14 protein-coding genes are annotated in these 17,319 nt (G+C 70.0%); 4 read left to right on the forward strand and 10 right to left on the reverse strand.

Translation table 11 applies throughout. The features are described 5' to 3' along the window. Positions 1–153: 153 nt before the first annotated feature. Entirely contained in the window at positions 154–2,757 is a 2,604-nt protein-coding gene (locus ACIQM4_RS16110) for a phosphoribosyltransferase (protein ID WP_401591634.1), read from the reverse strand. An 80-nt stretch (positions 2,758–2,837) separates the two neighbouring features. Next, complete coding sequence (locus tag ACIQM4_RS16115) at positions 2,838–4,010, reverse strand: HpcH/HpaI aldolase/citrate lyase family protein (RefSeq protein WP_401591636.1); 1,173 nt, start codon at positions 4,008–4,010, stop codon at positions 2,838–2,840. Between the two features lie 190 nt (positions 4,011–4,200). Between ACIQM4_RS16115 and ACIQM4_RS16120 the strand changes: the two genes are divergently transcribed. Beyond that, positions 4,201–5,115, forward strand: a complete 915-nt coding sequence (locus ACIQM4_RS16120; RefSeq protein WP_401591638.1) for a TerD family protein — start codon at positions 4,201–4,203, stop codon at positions 5,113–5,115. A gap of 18 nt (positions 5,116–5,133) precedes the next feature. Here the strand turns inward: ACIQM4_RS16120 and ACIQM4_RS16125 are convergent, their stop codons facing one another. The 6 genes from ACIQM4_RS16125 to ACIQM4_RS16150 form a co-directional block, all read right to left on the reverse strand. Beyond that, positions 5,134–5,889: a Tellurium resistance gene (locus ACIQM4_RS16125; RefSeq protein ID WP_401591640.1), complete on the reverse strand. Its 756-nt coding sequence runs from the start codon at positions 5,887–5,889 to the stop codon at positions 5,134–5,136. A 134-nt stretch (positions 5,890–6,023) separates the two neighbouring features. Then, positions 6,024–7,169 (reverse strand): DUF475 domain-containing protein, encoded by a 1,146-nt coding sequence (locus ACIQM4_RS16130; RefSeq protein ID WP_401591642.1) that lies wholly within the window; start codon positions 7,167–7,169, stop codon positions 6,024–6,026. Between the two features lie 47 nt (positions 7,170–7,216). Then, positions 7,217–7,792 (reverse strand): TerD family protein, encoded by a 576-nt coding sequence (locus ACIQM4_RS16135; RefSeq protein WP_401591644.1) that lies wholly within the window; start codon positions 7,790–7,792, stop codon positions 7,217–7,219. Between the two features lie 148 nt (positions 7,793–7,940). Further along, entirely contained in the window at positions 7,941–8,516 is a 576-nt protein-coding gene (locus tag ACIQM4_RS16140) for a TerD family protein (RefSeq protein WP_401591646.1), read from the reverse strand. A 172-nt stretch (positions 8,517–8,688) separates the two neighbouring features. Beyond that, positions 8,689–9,231, reverse strand: a complete 543-nt coding sequence (locus ACIQM4_RS16145; protein WP_401591648.1) for a peroxiredoxin — start codon at positions 9,229–9,231, stop codon at positions 8,689–8,691. Positions 9,232–9,348: 117 nt separating this feature from the next. Then, positions 9,349–9,789, reverse strand: a complete 441-nt coding sequence (locus tag ACIQM4_RS16150; protein WP_401591650.1) for a DUF3052 domain-containing protein — start codon at positions 9,787–9,789, stop codon at positions 9,349–9,351. A gap of 524 nt (positions 9,790–10,313) precedes the next feature. On the opposite strand from ACIQM4_RS16150, the gene aceE reads away from it, so the two are divergent. Continuing rightward, positions 10,314–13,055 (forward strand): pyruvate dehydrogenase (acetyl-transferring), homodimeric type, encoded by a 2,742-nt coding sequence (gene aceE / locus ACIQM4_RS16155; protein WP_401591652.1) that lies wholly within the window; start codon positions 10,314–10,316, stop codon positions 13,053–13,055. Positions 13,056–13,122: 67 nt separating this feature from the next. Continuing rightward, a complete protein-coding gene (locus ACIQM4_RS16160) occupies positions 13,123–13,962 on the forward strand; it encodes a potassium channel family protein (protein ID WP_401591654.1) in 840 nt (279 codons plus the stop codon). Between the two features lie 61 nt (positions 13,963–14,023). On the opposite strand, the gene ACIQM4_RS16165 is transcribed toward ACIQM4_RS16160, so the two are convergent. Both ACIQM4_RS16165 and ACIQM4_RS16170 read right to left on the reverse strand, forming a co-directional pair. Next, positions 14,024–14,401 carry a peptidase inhibitor family I36 protein gene (locus ACIQM4_RS16165; RefSeq protein WP_401591655.1) on the reverse strand — a complete coding sequence of 126 codons (378 nt, stop codon included), beginning with the start codon at positions 14,399–14,401 and terminating at the stop codon, positions 14,024–14,026. A gap of 191 nt (positions 14,402–14,592) precedes the next feature. Further along, positions 14,593–16,086 (reverse strand): MFS transporter, encoded by a 1,494-nt coding sequence (locus tag ACIQM4_RS16170; protein WP_401592334.1) that lies wholly within the window; start codon positions 16,084–16,086, stop codon positions 14,593–14,595. Between the two features lie 273 nt (positions 16,087–16,359). Between ACIQM4_RS16170 and ACIQM4_RS16175 the strand changes: the two genes are divergently transcribed. Further along, a complete protein-coding gene (locus ACIQM4_RS16175) occupies positions 16,360–17,118 on the forward strand; it encodes a TetR family transcriptional regulator (protein WP_401591656.1) in 759 nt (252 codons plus the stop codon). Positions 17,119–17,319 lie beyond the last annotated feature (201 nt).

Here is a 17,319-nt window from a genome sequence, read left to right on the forward strand (position 1 = left end):
GCGCGGCCGACGAGTAGATGAGCGTCCGGTCGAGATCGCTGGCGACCAGGACCGGGCCGCCGGCGGGGGCAGGGGCGAGGGCGGGTCCGGCAGCGGGGGCAGGGCCGGAAGCGGGTGCTGCCCCGGCGGCGGGAGTGGGGCCCGGTGAGGTGCTCACTTGGTGTCCACCGCCTTGCCGTCCGCGCCCGTCGCGCCCCGGGTGAAGCGCGGGTGGATCAGACCGACACAGGTGTACGGGAGGTCGTCGACCTCCTCGACGGGTACGCCCCGCTGTTCCGCCAGCAGGCGCACATGGCCGAGGTCGGCGCCCGCGCCCCGGCGGGCGAGGATCTTCCAGGGGACCCGGCGCAGCAGCACCCGGGTGGTCTCGCCGACGCCGGGCTTGACCAGGTTGACGTCGTGGATGCCGTACTCCTCGCTGATCCGCTCGACGGCCGCCCAGCCCTCCCAGGTGGGCGTGCGGTCCTGGCCCTGAAGGGTCTTGACCTCCTCCGTCACCCGCTCGGCGACCTCGTCGAAATGGCCGGCGACCGTGTCCAGGAAGAGCGTGGAGACGTCGGTGTCCGCGAGTTCGCGGTAGAACTTCCCGCCGTGGAAGTCGTCGGGTCCGACCAGGTCGGCGCGCAGCACCGTCCGGGAGACGAGGCCGGAGACGGTGGAGTTGAGGCAGGCCGACGGGATGAGGAAGTCCTCGCGGGTGCCGTAGGTGCGGACGCAGGAGCCGGGGTCGGCGAGTACGGCGATCTCCGCGTCGAACCCGCGCAGGGGGTCCTCGATGCCCTGCTCCGCGTGGAACGCGGCGACGGCGTCGGCGAGTTCGCGGGTGATGGCGCCCTTCCCGGTCCAGCCGTCGACGAAGACGACGTCGCGGGGGTCGTGGTGGGCGGCCAGCCAGCGCAGTGCGTTGGCGTCGATGCCGCGGCCGCGCACGATGGAGACGGCGTAGTGCGGCAGGTCGAGGCCGTGGCGGTACTGCGCCCAGCGCCGCATCAGCACGCCCACGGGGGTGCCCGCGCGGGCGAGCGAGACCAGCACCGGACGCGGGGACCGCTCGGCGAGGACCGTCTCGGTCACGGTACCGACCGCCTGCGCGATCCGCGCCGCTGACTCGTCGAGGGCCGTGCGGAACAGCCGCTGGTACTCGGGCGTCGGCTGGTACTCCACCGGCAGCGACTCCGCGTAGTGCGCGCCACCGGCCTGGATCGCCTCCTCGCGTTCCTCCGTGGGCGCCTCCAGGGTGACGTCGGAGAGGTCCTGGAGCAGCCAGCCGACGTCCTCGGGTGCGTAGGAGGAGAAGTCGGGGCCGCGGAGGGGTTCGGGCATCTGCTGCTCCTGTGCGGGCGAAGGCGGGGACGAGGGCGGGAGGGACGGCGGTGTGCGGGGGGTGTAGGAGGGGAGCACCGCGAGCAGGACGTGGCCGGTGTGCGGGGCGAGGGCTGCCGGCAGCCCGTCGGAACCGTGCAGTTCGGGGGTGTCGCCCGCGGAGTCGACGACCACGATGACGGCGTCGAACCCGGCGCCCGCGACGTTGTACGCGTAGCGCTCCCCGGGGCCGTCGGCCGGGGTGTCGTGTGCGGGGAAGACGAGCCGGGTGCGGATGGCGTAGCCGGGGTCGTCGACGGCGAGGACGGGAGAGCGGGTGGTGGTGGAGCAGCGGACGTCGACGCCCGACTCCTCCAGGGCGTGCGCGAGCCGCAGCGGTGCGTACATCAGCTCCTCGGAGCCGAGGACGAGCACGCGGGCGCCGCTGCCGGGACCGACGCCGAGGCCGCTCAGCGCGCCGCCGAGGCGGGCGGCCAGGTCCGGCAGGGCGGCTTCGAGCGTGGCCCGGTGCGCGGGCGTGAAGCCGTGCCGTCCGCCGTCGGGTGTCCCGGCGGGCCAGCCGAGTTCCAGCCGTACGGTCTGATGCGCCCGGGGTGCGTCCCGCAACTCGGGGGCCTGCCGCGACCGCTGCTTCGCCTCCTCGTCCGCGACCAGCCGCTGCCTCGCCTCCTCGTCCGCGACCAGCCGCTGCTTCGCCTCCTCCGCCGCGACCAGCCGCTGGCCCGCGGCCAGCACCCCGTCGGGCAGGCGGACGGTGCCCCGGGCGCGGGAGATCAGGTCGACGCGGGCGCTGATCTCGGCGGCGAACTCCGCCAGGCGGCCCCGGTCGCCCGGCGAGCGCATGTCGGCCAGGGCAACGACGACGTACCGCCCGCGCGGGTGGCGGGCATGCAGGTCGCGAATGGTGTTGAGGACCGTGTTCCCGGTGGAGAACTCGTCGTCGACGAGGACCAGCGGGCCGTCCCCGCGCAGCAGTTCGGGGTCCTCCGGGAGGAGGAGGTGCGAGGTGGCGTGGGAGTGGGACTCCTCGAAACCGCCCGCCGTCGCGACCCCGGCGACCGGCCTTCGGGTGGAGTGGAGGTAGGGGGCGAGGGCGAGACCGTCGGCGACACTGTGCCCGAGCCCGGTCGCGGTCTCCGCGTAGCCGAGCACCACCGCGCGTGCGGCCTCCCGGTCGCCCAGCAGCGCGCGGACCTCCCGGCCCAGCGCGAGCCCGGCGCCGTACACCAGCGAGGGCCTCTGCGGGACGTGCTTGCCGAGCACGTTCGAGACGAGCAGGTGGGCCCGTTTGGGGTTGCGCCGCAGCGCGAGCCCCAGCAGGTCGTTCAGCGTCCCGTCCGGCGTCCGGCCGCCGGGGGGGCCGTCGCCGCCGACGAGCTCCACCCCCAGCCGTTCCGAGACCCAACTGCCGGACCACACCGCACCGTTCGCCACTACTCTCCCTTGCTTCAACCGGATCACGGACAGATTCGCCCGGACTCTTTCGGGTCGGTTCCCTCAGAGGGCCGTCGCCGTCATTCCACGGGTCCCGCCAGCCCCACCGTCAGCAGTTCCACGAAGCCGACGTCCTCGCGCGCCACTCCGAACGCCGCGGCCCGCTGCAGTGTGCGCTCCGCCCAGGCTCGGTGCGGCTTCACCTCGTTCATCTTGTTCGTGTACGCCGAGCGCAGCACGCCCCCGCCGCCCCGCTCGGGCCGCAGGATGTCCTGGGCGTCGCCGAACTCCTCGTGGCTCACCACCGACAGGGCGTGCACCGGCAGCACGTGGGAGGGGTGGATGCAGGTCTTGCCGAGCAGGCCGTTGGCGCGGTCGAGACCGATCTCGCGCAGCAGGCCGTCCATGTCGTGCTCGATGAGCGCGGTGCGCAGTTCCTCCGCCCGTCCCTCCAGGAAGGGACTGCGGCGCAGCTGCGGTTTGAACATCCGCTCCTGGACGCGGAAGTACTCCCAGACCGGTCCTGTGATGGTGAAGCCGGTGCCGTCGGAGCGCCCGAGGACGTTCACCACGTCACCGATGACCCCGGCGACGATCTGGACGTCGTACGCCGTCATGTCGGGCGCCCTGCGCAGCCCGTACGCCGAGCAGAAATCGGTGACGCCGAGCCGCAGGGCGAGCACCCGGTCGCGGTACTTGTCGACGGTGCGGGAGATTCCCCGGAGGGTCTCGGCCCGGGTCTCCAGGTGCAGCAGCTCCGGCGACTCCAGCACGGGCATCGCGAACAGCCGCCGCCCGCTCGTCGCCTCCGCGGCCGTGAGCGCCTCCAGGAAGGGGACTCCGCGCTCCTCGGTGAATTTCGGCAGTACGAATCCGGACAGCAGCCGCGCGGCGTCGCCGAGCCGGCGCACCAGGTCGGGTATCTGCCCCGGCTCGCGCACCCGGACGAACAGCAGCGGCAGGTCCCGGCCGCGGCCGGCGAGGTCGACGAGCTGGCGCACCAGGTTCTCCTCGGCGCCCTCGACCTCCGCGTCGTCTATCGAATCCTCCAGGCAGAGCACCATGGAGACCACTCCGCGGCCGATCTGCTTCAGCACGTCGTCGGCGAGCCTGGGCCGGGTCGCCGGGCTGTAGAGCGTGGCCCCCAGGGCGGCCGAGAGCGTCGCGGCCGGGGAGTCGGCGTCGAAGAACTCCGGCTCGCGGTGGAACAGATCTCTTCGCATCCCGGCAGGGATATGCCCGAAATGACGCATCTGATGACCCCCGAGCTGGCGCGTGGAACGTCGGACATGTGGCCGGTAATAGTACGTATGGGCGGGTGTCTGAAGTTCCCCCGCCGTGTGAATTCCAGGTGACCCGCCGTGCCGGGCCCTGCGCCGATCCTGCCCCGGACCGTACGGGACACGCCCCCCACGTTGTCCGTCGCGGCCCCGGGGAGGCAGGATGACCGGCATGACGCACGCGATGCTGAAGGGCGCGAACGTACCCCTCGACGCCACGGCCGTACGGGCCGTGCTCCGGTGGACCCCCGGCCCCGGCATCCCCGACGTGGACGCGTCGGCCCTGCTGGTGGGACCGGACGGGCTGGTGCGTTCCGACGAGGACTTCGTCTTCTACAACCAGGTCAGGCACCCCTCGGGGCTGGTCCGCAAGCTGTCCATGAAGCGGGTCGCCGAGGGACTCACCGACACCGTCGTCGCGGACCTCTCCTCGCTCGACGCCTCGGTCGACCGGATCGTGATCGCCGCCTCCCTCGACGACGACGCCATCACCGAGGGCGCCACCTGCCAGGACGTGCGCGACCTGCGGATCCTGCTGTACGACGCGACCGTCGCGGGGGGCGAGCCGCTCGCCGCGTTCGACGTCAGACCGGACACCGGCGAGGAGACCGCGATCATCTGCGGCGAGGTCTACCGGCGCGGCGAGGGCTGGAAGTTCCGGGCGGTCGGGCAGGGCTACCCGAGCGGGCTGATCGGTCTGGCGACGCAGTTCGGCATCTCGGTGGACGAGAGCGAGGCCGCACAGGGGACGCGCCCGCACGTCCCGGTGCCCGCACGGTCCCCGGACGCCGCCACCCGGGCGGCTGCCCCGACCGTCTCCCCGGGATCGCCCGCCGCGTCCCCGGGCGCTCCGCCGATGCCCGCGACCACGCCGCCCTCGGCCCCGCCCGGCCCGCCCTCGTACGGCTACCCGCAGCCTGCCCCGGCCGTGCCGCAGGCTCCGCCGGCCTACGGCTACCCGCAGTCGGCCTCCACCCAGCCGGCCTACGGCTACCCGCAGCCGGCCGCCGCGGCGGCGCACGCCCCCGACCCGAACTTCCGGCTGCCGCCGATGGGCCCGCAGTTCATCCGCGGCTGACCCGCCGGGCCCCCGCGCTCACGCCTTCGTCTTGTAGCCCCGGCCCCACTGGAGGCCCCACCCGTAGAGCCGGTCGAGCTCGGCCTGGAATCCGTAGACGAACTTGACCTCGCGGCGCACGGTCAGGCCGTCCTTGGTGTTCTCGATGGTGAACACCGCGCAGGAACGGGCCTGCGGGGCGCGCTCGTCGAGGGCGATCTCGATCCGTGGCCCGTTGCTCGGGTAGAGCGTGACGACCGCGTGGGTGCGGTCGAAGGCCGGGGTCTGGTCGTAGATGTATACGAAGACCAGCAGCCTCTTGATCTCCTCGCGGTGGTCGAGGTTGATGAAGACCGTCTCGCCGGAGGGTGCGCCGAACCGGTCGTCCCCGCTGAGCTTGACGTACGGCGCGGCGTTCATGTCGCCGAAGAAACCGCCGAGGGGCTGTACGACGCCCTTGGTGCCGTCCTTCAGCTCGTACAGGCAGCCGAGGTCCAGGTCGACGTTGACGACGCCCTGGGTGTGCGCCTGGACGGTCTCCGGCTGGAAGAACTTGAAGGGGCGGCTCAGCAGGCCGCCGCTGTGCTTCTGCCGGCCGCCTATGTCGGAGGTGCGCATCCGCCAGGAGAGGTTCACCCGCAGACTGCCGGTGTCGGCGCCCTGTTTGCTGAGCGAGACCACCGGGTTGCGCTTGGTCAGCTCGATGGCGTTGGTCGCCGCGCTCCCCGAGTCGAACTGCGCGGAACTTCCCCGCCAGCCGCCCAGACTGTCCCGTACCCGGTCCCAGAAGGCCATCGCCCCCACCACCCCCACCGCACTCTTCCCCGCTGTCCTGTCACAGCTGCCCTGTCACAGCCCGACGGGGCGGCCACCGCGGCAAGTGCGCCGTGTGGCCGCCCCGTTGAGAGCGTTCCTCAATCCCCTCCCGGTCACACCCCGGAGGAGACCTCGTCCTGTTTCTTGAAGTCCGTTCCACCCTCCTGCGCCGCGATCCGCTTGTTGCGGCGGACCGACGACCAGAAGGAGGCGGCGATCAGGACGACGCCGACGAGACCGGTGATGACCTCGTTGATCTCGTACTGGATGGTGACCAGCAGGATGACGGCGAGGGCGCCGATCGCGTAGTGCGCGCCGTGCTCCAGGTAGACGTAGTCGTCCAGGGTTCCCTGGCGGACCAGGTAGACCGTCAGCGAACGCACGTACATCGCGCCGATGCCCAGACCCAGCGCCATCAGAACGATGTCGTTGGTGATGGCGAAGGCGCCGATGACGCCGTCGAAGGAGAACGACGCGTCCAGGACCTCCAGGTAGAGGAACATGAAGAACGCGGCCTTGCCCGCCATCAGCATGCCGGTGTTCCGCTGCCCGGTGCGGGCGGCCTCCTCCTCGGCCTCGTGCTCGCGTTCCTCGTCCTCTTCGATCTTGTTCTCGAAGTGGCTGGAGAGCCCGTTGACGACCAGGTAGGTGATCAGTCCCGCGATGCCCGAGATCAGTACCGTCTCGGCCTTGTTGACGTGCTGACCACCGTGCTGGTGCGCGTTGACGGCGAAGGTCATCGCGGTGACCAGCAGGATGATCAGGGCGATGCAGACCGACAGCATGTCGACCTTGCCGAGCTTGGCGAGGGGACGCTCCAGCCAGCCGAGCCACTTGATGTCACGGTCCTCGAAGATGAAGTCGAGGAAGATCATCATCAGGAACATGCCACCGAAGGCGGCGATCGACGGGTGCGCGTCGGTCACCAGCTGCTTGTACATGTCCTTGTCGGTCATCGCCAGGTCGACGGCCTCGATGGGACCGATCTTGGCGCTGATGGCCACGATGACGACAGGGAAGACCAGGCGCATGCCGAACACGGCGATCAGGACACCGACCGTGAGGAAGATCTTCTGCCAGAAGGCATTCATCTTCTTCAGGATTCCGGCGTTGACCACCGCGTTGTCGAAGGACAGCGAGATCTCCAGGATGGACAGGATCGCCACGATTCCGAAACCGGTCCACCCCCCGTAGAGAACCGCCGCGACCAGGCCGAGCGCGGTAACCGCGAACGACCAGCCGAAGGTTTTCAGAACCACTGGCTACCCCATCGTTGAGTACGACTTTCCCCGCCGATGGCGGGGCTTTACGAAACGTTGACCCCGAAGTCTAGAGCGATGCCCCGCAGTCCGGACGCGTACCCCTGCCCAACGGCACGGAACTTCCATTCTCCGCCGTACCGGTAGACCTCGCCGAAGATCATCGCTGTCTCGCTGGAGGCGTCCTCGCTGAGGTCGTAGCGTGCCAGTTCCTGGCCGTCGGCCTGGTTCACGACGCGGATGAACGCGTTACTGACCTGACCGAAGGTCTGGCCGCGGTTGTCGGCGTCGTGGATCGAGACCGGGAAGATGATCCTGTCCACGGTGGCCGGCACCTTGGAGAGGTCGATGAGCAGCGACTCGTCGTCGCCCTCGCCCTCACCGGTGAGGTTGTCGCCGGTGTGCTCGACGGAGCCTTCCGGGCTGGTGAGGTTGTTGTAGAAGATGAAGTACTCGTCGCCGAGCACCCGGCCGTCCTTGCACAGCAGTGCGCTGGCGTCCAGGTCGAAGTCGGCGCCGGTGGTGGAACGTGCGTCCCAGCCGAGCCCGACGAGCACCTGGGTGAGGTTCGGAGCGGCCTTCGAGAGGGAGACGTTGCCTCCCTTGGCGAGCGTGACGCCCATGATCTTTCTTCCTCCCCGCAGTGGAACCGTGATGAAGCGGTGGTCAGGCGCGTCCGGCGCCGCACCGAGGACGCGGCGGTGGACAGGCGCGTCCGGCGCCGCACTGGGAGTGCGGCGCCGGACGGGAAACGCGGTGTGCCTGTCTGGCTCAGACGTTGACGCCGAAGTCCTGCGCGATGCCGCGCAGGCCCGAGGCGTACCCCTGGCCGATGGCACGGAACTTCCACTCGGCGCCGTTGCGGTAGAGCTCGCCGAAGACCATCGCGGTCTCCGTCGAGGCGTCCTCGCTGAGGTCGTAGCGGGCGAGTTCCTGGCCGTCCGCCTGGTTCACCACGCGGATGTACGCGTTGCGGACCTGGCCGAAGCTCTGCTGGCGGGACTCGGCCTCGTAGATCGAGACCGGGAAGACGATCTTGGCGACATCGGCCGGGACCCCGGCCAGGTTCACCTTGATGACCTCGTCGTCGCCCTCGCCCTCACCGGTGAGGTTGTCACCGGTGTGCTCGACGGAGCCGTCGGGGCTCTTGAGGTTGTTGAAGAAGACGAAGTTCGAGTCGTTGGCGACCTTGCCCGCGTCGTTCGTCAGCAGGGCGCTGGCGTCGAGGTCGAAGTCACCGCCGGTGGTGGTGCGCGCGTCCCAGCCCAGACCGACGATGACCGCCGTCAGGTTAGGGGCGGCCTTGGACAGCGAGACGTTTCCGCCCTTGCTGAGGCTGACTCCCACGAGTCCTCCAAAGTGTCGAGGGGCTCGGGAAGGCCCTGCCCCCGTAGTACAGCTGGCATCGGATCAACGGTTTGATCCTAGTGACCGGTTCCCTGCAAGGCAGGACTTAAGTCCCGAATTCTTCGGGTCCTCCGGCCCGGCCGGGTCCGGGGTGCCCACGCTCCCGCGCGGATCAGAGGGTGTCGAGGGCCTTGACGTACTCATTGAGGTCACGGGCGTCGGGCAGGCCGTTGACGACGCTCCAGCGGACCGTGCCCTCCTTGTCGATGACGAAGGTGCCGCGCACCGCACAGCCCTTCTCCTCGTCGAGGACGCCGTACGCACGGGAGACCTCGCCGTGCGGCCAGAAGTCGGAGAGCAGCGGGTACTCCAGGCCCTCCTGGTCGGCGAAGACGCGCAGGGTGTGGATGGAGTCGTTGGAGACCGCGAGGAGCTGCACGTCGTCGTTCTGGAACTTCGGCAGTTCGTCGCGCAGGGCGCGCAGTTCGCCGGTGCACACGCCGGTGAAGGCGAAGGGGTAGAAGAGCAGCACGACGTTCTTCTCGCCGCGGAGGTCGGACAGCCGCACGGTGCGGCCGTGGTTGTCCTTGAGCGCGAAGTCCGGGGCCGGGACGCCCGCCCCGACCGCCGCGCCGCCTGCCGCCCCGGCCGCCGTGCCGGCCGCCGCCCCGGTCGCCGCCCCGGTCGCCGTGTCGCTCGCCGTGTCGCTCGCCATGGAGATGCGCTTCCCTTCGTTGAGCCGTACGGGTGCTGCCAGGGTACGCAAAGGACCCCCGCCGACCTGGGTCGACGGGGGTCCCGCAGTTACTGCGTCATGGGGTGGTTCCGGCCGTTAGCGCTTGCCGGTCTTCGCCGCCTTGGGGGAGACCAGACGGCTGCCCGTCCAGTCCTTGGCCGCGTTGATGCTCTTGGTCTGCGAGAGACCGGCGGTGGTCGCGGCTTCGTTGATGTCGCTCGGTTCGACATAGCCGTCACGGCCGGTCTTGGGAGTCATCAGCCAGACGGTGCCACCGTCCTCGACGAGCGTGGTGGCGTCCACCAACGCGTCCGTCAGGTCGCCGTCCTCGTCCCTGAACCACAGGACGACGGCGTCAGCCACGTCGTCGTAGTCCTCGTCGACGAGTTCGCCGCCGATGATCTCCTCGATGGCTTCGCGGAGCTCCTGATCGACATCGTCGTCGAAGCCGATCTCCTGGACCACCTGCTCGGGCTGGAAACCCAGCCTCGCGGCAGGGTTGGTCCGCTCCTCCGCGTGGTCCGCGGTCGCGCTCACGGTTTGCCTCCTGATCTGTTTTCGGGAAGTGCTTTTTCAGCAATGTGCCTGAGCCGCGCGCGTGCGCGGCATTGGCCGTAGTCCACACGGATGGGACCGATCGCGCAAGTACCCGGCCGCCCGGACCGCCGAAACGGTGACGGATGGGGCGCCTCTGCCGCAACTCCTGACGCCTCCCGGGGCCCGCACAGTGATTCATCCCACACCATTCGGGACACTTTGCGATGTTCTGGCCCTTCCTTGCGCCCTTCGGACACGAACCGCCTTACGGAACACATGATCGGGTTGGGCGTAAGGTTGCGATTTGGCCGACGTCGCACCGCGGCACCGGCCGGGCGGTCGCACACCGGTGACGGCCCCCTGGTTACCACTCAGTAGAGATGACGTTTGCGTCCCCTGGGTACACGATGGCTGTGGCGCGAACCACTCGGACAGGCGCCACCAGACAGCTGTGCGTACGGCGTGCGGCACCCTCGGTGACGGCCTCCTGTGTGCGGTCATCTCCCTACCAGTGAAGGAACAGCGTGGCTTCCGGATCCGATCGCAACCCGATCATCATTGGCGGCCTGCCGAGCCAGGTCCCGGATTTCGATCCCGAGGAGACCCAGGAATGGCTCGACTCGCTTGACGCGGCCGTCGACGAGCGGGGCCGTGAGCGCGCCCGCTACCTGATGCTCCGGCTGATCGAGCGCGCCCGCGAGAAGCGCGTGGCCGTGCCCGAGATGCGCAGCACGGACTACGTCAACACCATCGCGACCAAGGACGAGCCGTTCTTCCCGGGCGACGAGGAGATCGAGCGCAAGGTCCTCAACGCGACCCGCTGGAACGCGGCCGTGATGGTCTCCAGGGCCCAGCGCCCCGGCATCGGTGTCGGCGGCCACATCGCCACCTTCGCCTCCTCCGCCTCGCTGTACGACGTGGGCTTCAACCACTTCTTCCGCGGCAAGGACGAGGGCGACGGCGGCGACCAGATCTTCTTCCAGGGCCACGCGTCCCCCGGCATCTACGCCCGTGCCTACCTCCTCGACCGGCTGACCGAGCAGAACCTCGACGCGTTCCGCCAGGAGAAGTCGAAGTTCCCCAACGGCCTCTCCTCGTACCCGCACCCGCGGCTGATGCCGGACTTCTGGGAGTTCCCGACCGTCTCGATGGGCCTCGGTCCGCTCGGCGCGATCTACCAGGCGCGGATGAACCGCTACATGGAGGCGCGCGGCATCGCCGACACCTCCAAGTCGCACGTCTGGGCCTACCTCGGCGACGGCGAGATGGACGAGCCCGAGTCGCTCGGCCAGCTCTCCATCGCCGCCCGTGAGGGCCTGGACAACCTGACCTTCGTCGTCAACTGCAACCTGCAGCGCCTGGACGGACCGGTCCGCGGCAACGGCAAGGTCATCCAGGAGCTGGAGTCGCAGTTCCGCGGCGCCGGCTGGAACGTCATCAAACTGGTCTGGGACCGCTCCTGGGACCCGCTGCTCGCGCAGGACCGCACCGGCATCCTGGTCAACAAGCTCAACACCACCCCCGACGGCCAGTTCCAGACGTACGCCACCGAGACCGGCTCGTACATCCGGGAGCACTTCTTCGGGGACGACCAGCGGCTGCGCGACATGGTCAAGGACATGTCCGACGACCAGATCCTGCACCTGGGCCGCGGCGGCCACGACCACAAGAAGGTGTACGCGGCGTACGCGGCGGCGAAGGCGCACAAGGGCCAGCCGACCGTGATCCTCGCGCAGACGGTCAAGGGCTGGACCCTGGGGCCGAACTTCGAGGGCCGCAACGCCACCCACCAGATGAAGAAGCTGACCGCGGACGACCTCAAGCGGTTCCGCGACCGGCTGCACATCCCGATCGCCGACAAGGAGCTGGAGGGCGGCGCGCCGCCGTACTACCACCCCGGCCGGGACTCCGAAGAGATCCAGTACATGCACGACCGCCGCAAGAGCCTCGGCGGTTACGTGCCGACCCGTGTGGTGCGCGCCAAGCCCCTCGCCCTGCCCGCGGAGAAGACGTACGCGGCTGCGAAGAAGGGCTCCGGCCAGCAGTCCATCGCCACCACCATGGCGTTCGTACGGGTTCTGAAGGACCTCATGCGGGACAAGGAGATCGGCAAGCGGTTCGTGCTGATCGCGCCCGACGAGTACCGCACCTTCGGCATGGACGCGTTCTTCCCGAGCGCGAAGATCTACAACCCGCTCGGCCAGCAGTACGAGTCCGTGGACCGCGAGCTCTTGCTCGCGTACAAGGAGTCCCCGACCGGTCAGATGCTGCACGACGGCATCTCCGAGGCGGGCTGCACGGCCTCGCTGATCGCCGCGGGTTCGGCGTACGCCACGCACGGCGAGCCGCTGATCCCGGTGTACGTCTTCTACTCGATGTTCGGTTTCCAGCGCACCGGTGACCAGTTCTGGCAGATGGCCGACCAGCTGTCGCGCGGTTTCGTACTGGGCGCCACCGCCGGCCGGACGACCCTGACCGGTGAGGGCCTCCAGCACGCGGACGGCCACTCGCAGCTGCTCGCCTCGACGAACCCGGGCTGCGTGTCCTACGACCCGGCGTTCGGGTACGAGATCGCGCACATCGTGCAGGACGGTCTGAGGAGGATGTACGGCGGGACCCCCGCCGAGAACGAGGACATCTTCTACTACCTGACCGTCTACAACGAGCCGATCCAGCACCCGGCCGAACCGGAGAACGTCGACGCCGAGGGCATCCTCAAGGGCATCTACCGCTACAAGGCCGGGGAGGAGGGTCAGATCCCGGCCCAGATCATGGCGTCGGGTGTGGCCGTGCCGTGGGCGGTCGAGGCCCAGCAGATCCTCGCCGACGAGTGGAACGTCAAGGCCGACATCTGGTCCGCGACGTCCTGGAACGAGCTTCGCCGCGAGGCCGTCCAGTGTGAGGAGCACAACCTCCTGCACCCGGAGGAGGAGCTCCGCGTGCCGTACGTGACGCGCAAGCTCGAAGGCGCCGAGGGGCCGTTCGTCGCGGTCTCCGACTGGATGCGTGCGGTTCCCGACCAGATCTCGCGCTGGGTGCCGGGTGCGTACACCTCGCTCGGTGCGGACGGCTTCGGCTTCGCCGACACCCGCGGCGCGGCCCGTCGCTTCTTCCACATCGACGCGCAGTCGATCGTCCTGGCGACGCTCTCGGAGCTGGCCAAGGCCGGCCGGATCGACCGGTCCGCGCTGAAGCAGGCGGTGGACCGCTACAAGCTGCTCGACGTGACGGCGGCCGACCCGGGCGCCGCGGGCGGCGACGCATAACGCCTGCCGACAGGCGGCTGAAGGCGGTGGGAACCCCCGGGTTCCCGCCGCCTTCGCGCGTCCTACGATGCCGGGCATGAAGCAACAGACCGCCCAGGTCCGGTGGGAGCGGCGCACCCAGACCCCGCTGCTGGTCCTGGCGCTCGCCTTCGCCGTCGCGTACACCGTGCCGATCGTGGCCCCGCACGCCCCGCGCGAGGTGCACCGGGCCTGTTCGGTGACCGAGTGGGCGGTGTGGGGGGCCTTCGCGCTCGACTACGCGGTGCGGCTGGTACTGGCCCCCGCGAAGTGGCTGTTCGTCCGGAGCCATCCGCTGGACCTGCTCGCGGTGCTGCTGCCGCTGGCGAGGCCGCTGCGGCTGCTGCGGCTGGTCTCCACGCTGCTGCTGGTGGGGCGGCGGGCCCGGATGGCGCCGCAGATCACGCTGACCGCCTATGTGGGCGGCGCGGTGGCAGGGCTGCTGATGTTCGGCTCGCTGGCCGTCCTGGAGGTGGAAAGGGACGCACCGGGCGGGAACATCAGGACTCTGGGTGACGCCGTCTGGTGGTCCTTCACCACGATGACCACGGTGGGCTACGGGGACCACTCCCCCACCACCGGGCTCGGGCGGATCCTCGCGGTGGGGCTGATGCTGTCCGGGATCGCGCTGCTCGGTGTGGTCACGGCGAACATCGCGGCCTGGTTCATCTCCAGGTTCGAGCGGGACGACATCGAGGAGCGCCGTCGCACGGCGCTCCTCGAAGCACTGATGGTGGAGGTGCGGGAACTCAGGGCGGAGGTCGGCCGGTTGAGCGCCGACGGGCCCGACGCCCTGCCCCGGCAGGGCCCCGCGGTCGCGACGCAACCGGCGCTGCCAGGACCTGACCACCCGCACCCGGCGGCCGGCGCCCACGCTCCCCGGTCCTGACCTCCGGCGCCCGGCCACCGGCGTGCGGTACCGGCGTGCGGTACCGGCGTGCGCCCTGGTGTCAGTTCTCCCAGACCTTGAACGCCCGTACCCGGTACGGGGACTGCGGCACCCAGCTGCCGCCGCCCGGATAGGTGTCGAACTCGCCCGTCTCGGCGCACTGCGCCGACTGGTAGGTGGTGACCGGGCGGCCGGTGCGGTTGGCGAGGGCCTGCGCGTCGGCGCCGGGCGGCAGCGCGACGCAGCTCTCGATGTCCGTGCCGGCCAGTTCGTGGGCGTACCGCTTGCCCTTGAAGTCCGGCTTCTGCCAGAGGCAGAGCTCGCCCGCGGCGCAACTGCCGAGCTGGACGCCCGCGTGGGCGCTCTGCGGCAGCAGGACGGTGGCGGCGAGAGTGGCGGTGAACGCGGCTGCGAGTGCACTCGTTCGGGTCAGCTTCATGGGTCCCCCCGGTTTCGTACGGATCAAGTGAACGCACTGTGACCTGCGGAAACCTTGAGACGGAAGGGTCCTTGGGCCGGATCACCCGGATAGGCGACAGCCCCGCCGGAACCGTTCCGGCGGGGCTGTGCGGGCGGGAGATGGCACGGGGTTGACGTCCGCGCAGAACGTGCGCGGCCCGCGCGGGGTGCTCAGATGTGGACGCCGCCACCCGCCGCGTCGGCGTTCTCGCCGCGCTTGGTGAAGAAGGCGACGAGCGCCGCGACGACGGCGACGCCGCCAGCGACGGAGAAGGCGAAGCCCATGCCCGACACGAACGTGTCATGGATGACGCCGGAAACCACCTTGAAGACGTCCGGCGTCATCCCCGGAGCCTTGGCCAGTTCCTGGGGCACGATGCCGAACTCGGCCGCCTGCTCCAGCTGCGGCGAGGGCGGCGTCGGAATGCCCGCCTCCTTCCAGTTGCCCGCGAACTCGGCGTTGACCCGCGAGGACATCACAGCGCCGAGGACGGCCGTGCCGAGCGCGCCACCGACCTGCATGCCTGCCTGCTGGAGGCCGCCCGCCACACCGGACAGCTCCAGCGGGGCGTTGCCGACGATGACCTCCGTGGCGCCGACCATGACCGGGGCGAGGCCAAGACCGAGCAGGCCGAACCAGATTGACATGGTCAGCGTGCCCGTACCGGCGTCCAGCTGGGACATGCCGAACATGGCGACCGCCGTCGCCACCATGCCGCCGACGAGCGGCACCCGCGGTCCGAACTTGGTGATGAGCAGACCCGCCGCCGGCGAGGAGACGATCATCATGCCGGTCAGCGGCAGCAGGTGCAGTCCGCTGTCGACCGGGCTGAGGCCGTGCACGCCCTGGAGGTAGAACGTCACGAAGAAGAGGCCGCCCATGAACGCGAACGCCATCAGCACCATGAGGACCACACCGGCCGACAGCGGCACCGAGCGGAACATGGCCAGCGGGATCAACGGCTCCTTCGCCTTGGTCTCCCAGATGGCGAAGACCACGAACAGGACGACCGAACCGCCCACGCACAGCCAGGTGTTGGTGCCGCCCCAGCCCCAGGACTCACCGGCCTTGATGAGGCCGTAGACGAGTGCGCCCATGGCGCCCGAGAGCAGCAGGATGCCCGGGATGTCGAAGGACCGCGGCGCGTTCTGCGCACGGTGGTCACGCAGGACGATCAGGCCGAACGCCAGGGCGACGATGCCGACCGGCACGTTGATGAAGAAGACGGACTGCCAGGAGACGTGCTCGACGAGCAGACCGCCGACGATCGGACCGCCCGCGGTGGAGGCACCGATGACCATGCCCCAGATGCCGATCGCCATGTTCAGCTTCTCGGCCGGGAAGGTGGCGCGCAGCAGGCCGAGCGCGGCCGGCATGAGCAGTGCGCCGAACAGGCCCTGGAGCACGCGGAACGCGATGACCAGGCCGATCTCCTTGGAGAAACCGATGGCGGCGGAGGAGGCGGCGAAGCCCGCGATGCCTATCAGGAAGGTCTGGCGGTGACCGAAGCGGTCACCGAGCTTGCCCGCCGTGATGAGCGCGACGGCGAGGGCGAGCAGATAGCCGTTGGTTATCCACTGGACGTCGGCGAGCGAGGCGCCGAGGTCCTTCTGGATGGCGGGGTTGGCGATGGCGACGATGGTGCCGTCGAGGGCGACCATCATCACGCCGATCGCCACGGCGAAGAGCGTCAGCCACGGGTGGCCACGAAGCCCCTTGGTCTGTTGCGGTACGGGGTCGGGGCCCGGCGGCACCTTGTCGAGCGTGGTCTGTGCAGTCATGCTTTCCAGATTAGTGTCAGCCTCTGACAGTTGACGAACCAATTCACAAGCCGGTAACTGTCACGTAGCTCACAGGTAAGCTGAAGTTGCCGAACGTGCACGTCAGGGGCGTCGGCGGGGGTCGGGTACGACAAGGGGCGGAGAGACCGAGGAGCGATGCGGGACGAACGGCAGGCGGCGCAGTCCGGACAGCCCCCGGTGGTGGGCCTGGCGTCCAAGGCGGCACTGGCCTCCCGGACCAAGCTGCACGAGTGCGGTCTGCGCGAGCGCAAGAAGCGGCGCACCCGCAACTCGCTGCTGCGGGTCGCGCTCGAACTGTTCACCTCCCAGGGGTACGAGCGGACGACCGTCGACGAGATCGCGGCGGCCGTGGAGGTGTCGCAGCGCACCTTCTTCCGTTACTTCGCGTCCAAGGAGGAGGTCGCCTTCACGGTCGTGTCGATGGTGGAGGCCCGTTTCCTGGAGGCGATCCGCGAGCGCCCCGCGGCGGAGAACCCGCTCACCGCCCTGCGCAACGCGGTGACCTGGGCCTGGGACTCCGTGGGCGAGGCGATCGAGGCCGTCGTGCCGATCGAGCTCCATATGCGGACGTACCAGATGATCGAGTCCACCCCGGCGCTGCTCGCGGTCCATCTGCGCCGCTCCACCGAGCTGGAGGACGCGATCGCGCACCTCATCGCGGAGCGCGAGGGTCTCGACGTGGACGCGGACCTCAGGCCGCGGATCACCGTGGCCGCGTTCGGCGGGGTGATGCGGCTGACCGGCCGGATGTGGGGCCGACGTGACGACGCCAGCCTGGAGGCGATCCGGGAGATGACCTCCCGCTGCCTGGACCAGCTGGGCCCCGCGCTGGCCGGGGACTGGCGCGGCCCGGAAGCGGTCCCGGCGCCGGGGACCTCGGGGCGCAGCGCGTAGGCGGACGGGCCTGGGCGCGCGATTCGGGCGGGCCTCGGCGCGCGTAAATCGGACGGTCCTCGGCGCGCAATTCGCACGGTCCTAGGCGCGCGCAATTCGGACGGGCCTCGGCGCGTCGCGCCGTGACCGGACGGGCCGGGGCGGCACCCTCCGGGCCTCCCGGGGCCGCCGTCATGTCCGTTACGTCCGGGCGTGCGACTG

Source organism: Streptomyces sp. NPDC091272 (assembly GCF_044757485.1).
Taxonomy (GTDB): Bacteria; Actinomycetota; Actinomycetes; order Streptomycetales; family Streptomycetaceae; genus Streptomyces.

Bases quoted from the DNA above. Each gene is read 5' to 3' on its own strand.
- ACIQM4_RS16115 (WP_401591636.1), bottom strand. From the start codon at position 4,010: ATGCGTCATTTCGGGCATATCCCTGCCGGGATGCGAAGAGATCTGTTC.
- ACIQM4_RS16120 (WP_401591638.1), top strand. From the start codon at position 4,201: ATGACCGGCATGACGCACGCGATGCTGAAGGGCGCGAACGTACCCCTC.
- ACIQM4_RS16125 (WP_401591640.1), bottom strand. From the start codon at position 5,889: ATGGCCTTCTGGGACCGGGTACGGGACAGTCTGGGCGGCTGGCGGGGA.
- ACIQM4_RS16135 (WP_401591644.1), bottom strand. From the start codon at position 7,792: ATGGGCGTCACGCTCGCCAAGGGAGGCAACGTCTCCCTCTCGAAGGCC.
- ACIQM4_RS16145 (WP_401591648.1), bottom strand. From the start codon at position 9,231: ATGGCGAGCGACACGGCGAGCGACACGGCGACCGGGGCGGCGACCGGG.
- ACIQM4_RS16160 (WP_401591654.1), top strand. From the start codon at position 13,123: ATGCCGGGCATGAAGCAACAGACCGCCCAGGTCCGGTGGGAGCGGCGC.
- ACIQM4_RS16165 (WP_401591655.1), bottom strand. From the start codon at position 14,401: ATGAAGCTGACCCGAACGAGTGCACTCGCAGCCGCGTTCACCGCCACT.
- ACIQM4_RS16170 (WP_401592334.1), bottom strand. From the start codon at position 16,086: ATGATGGTCGCCCTCGACGGCACCATCGTCGCCATCGCCAACCCCGCC.
- ACIQM4_RS16175 (WP_401591656.1), top strand. From the start codon at position 16,360: ATGCGGGACGAACGGCAGGCGGCGCAGTCCGGACAGCCCCCGGTGGTG.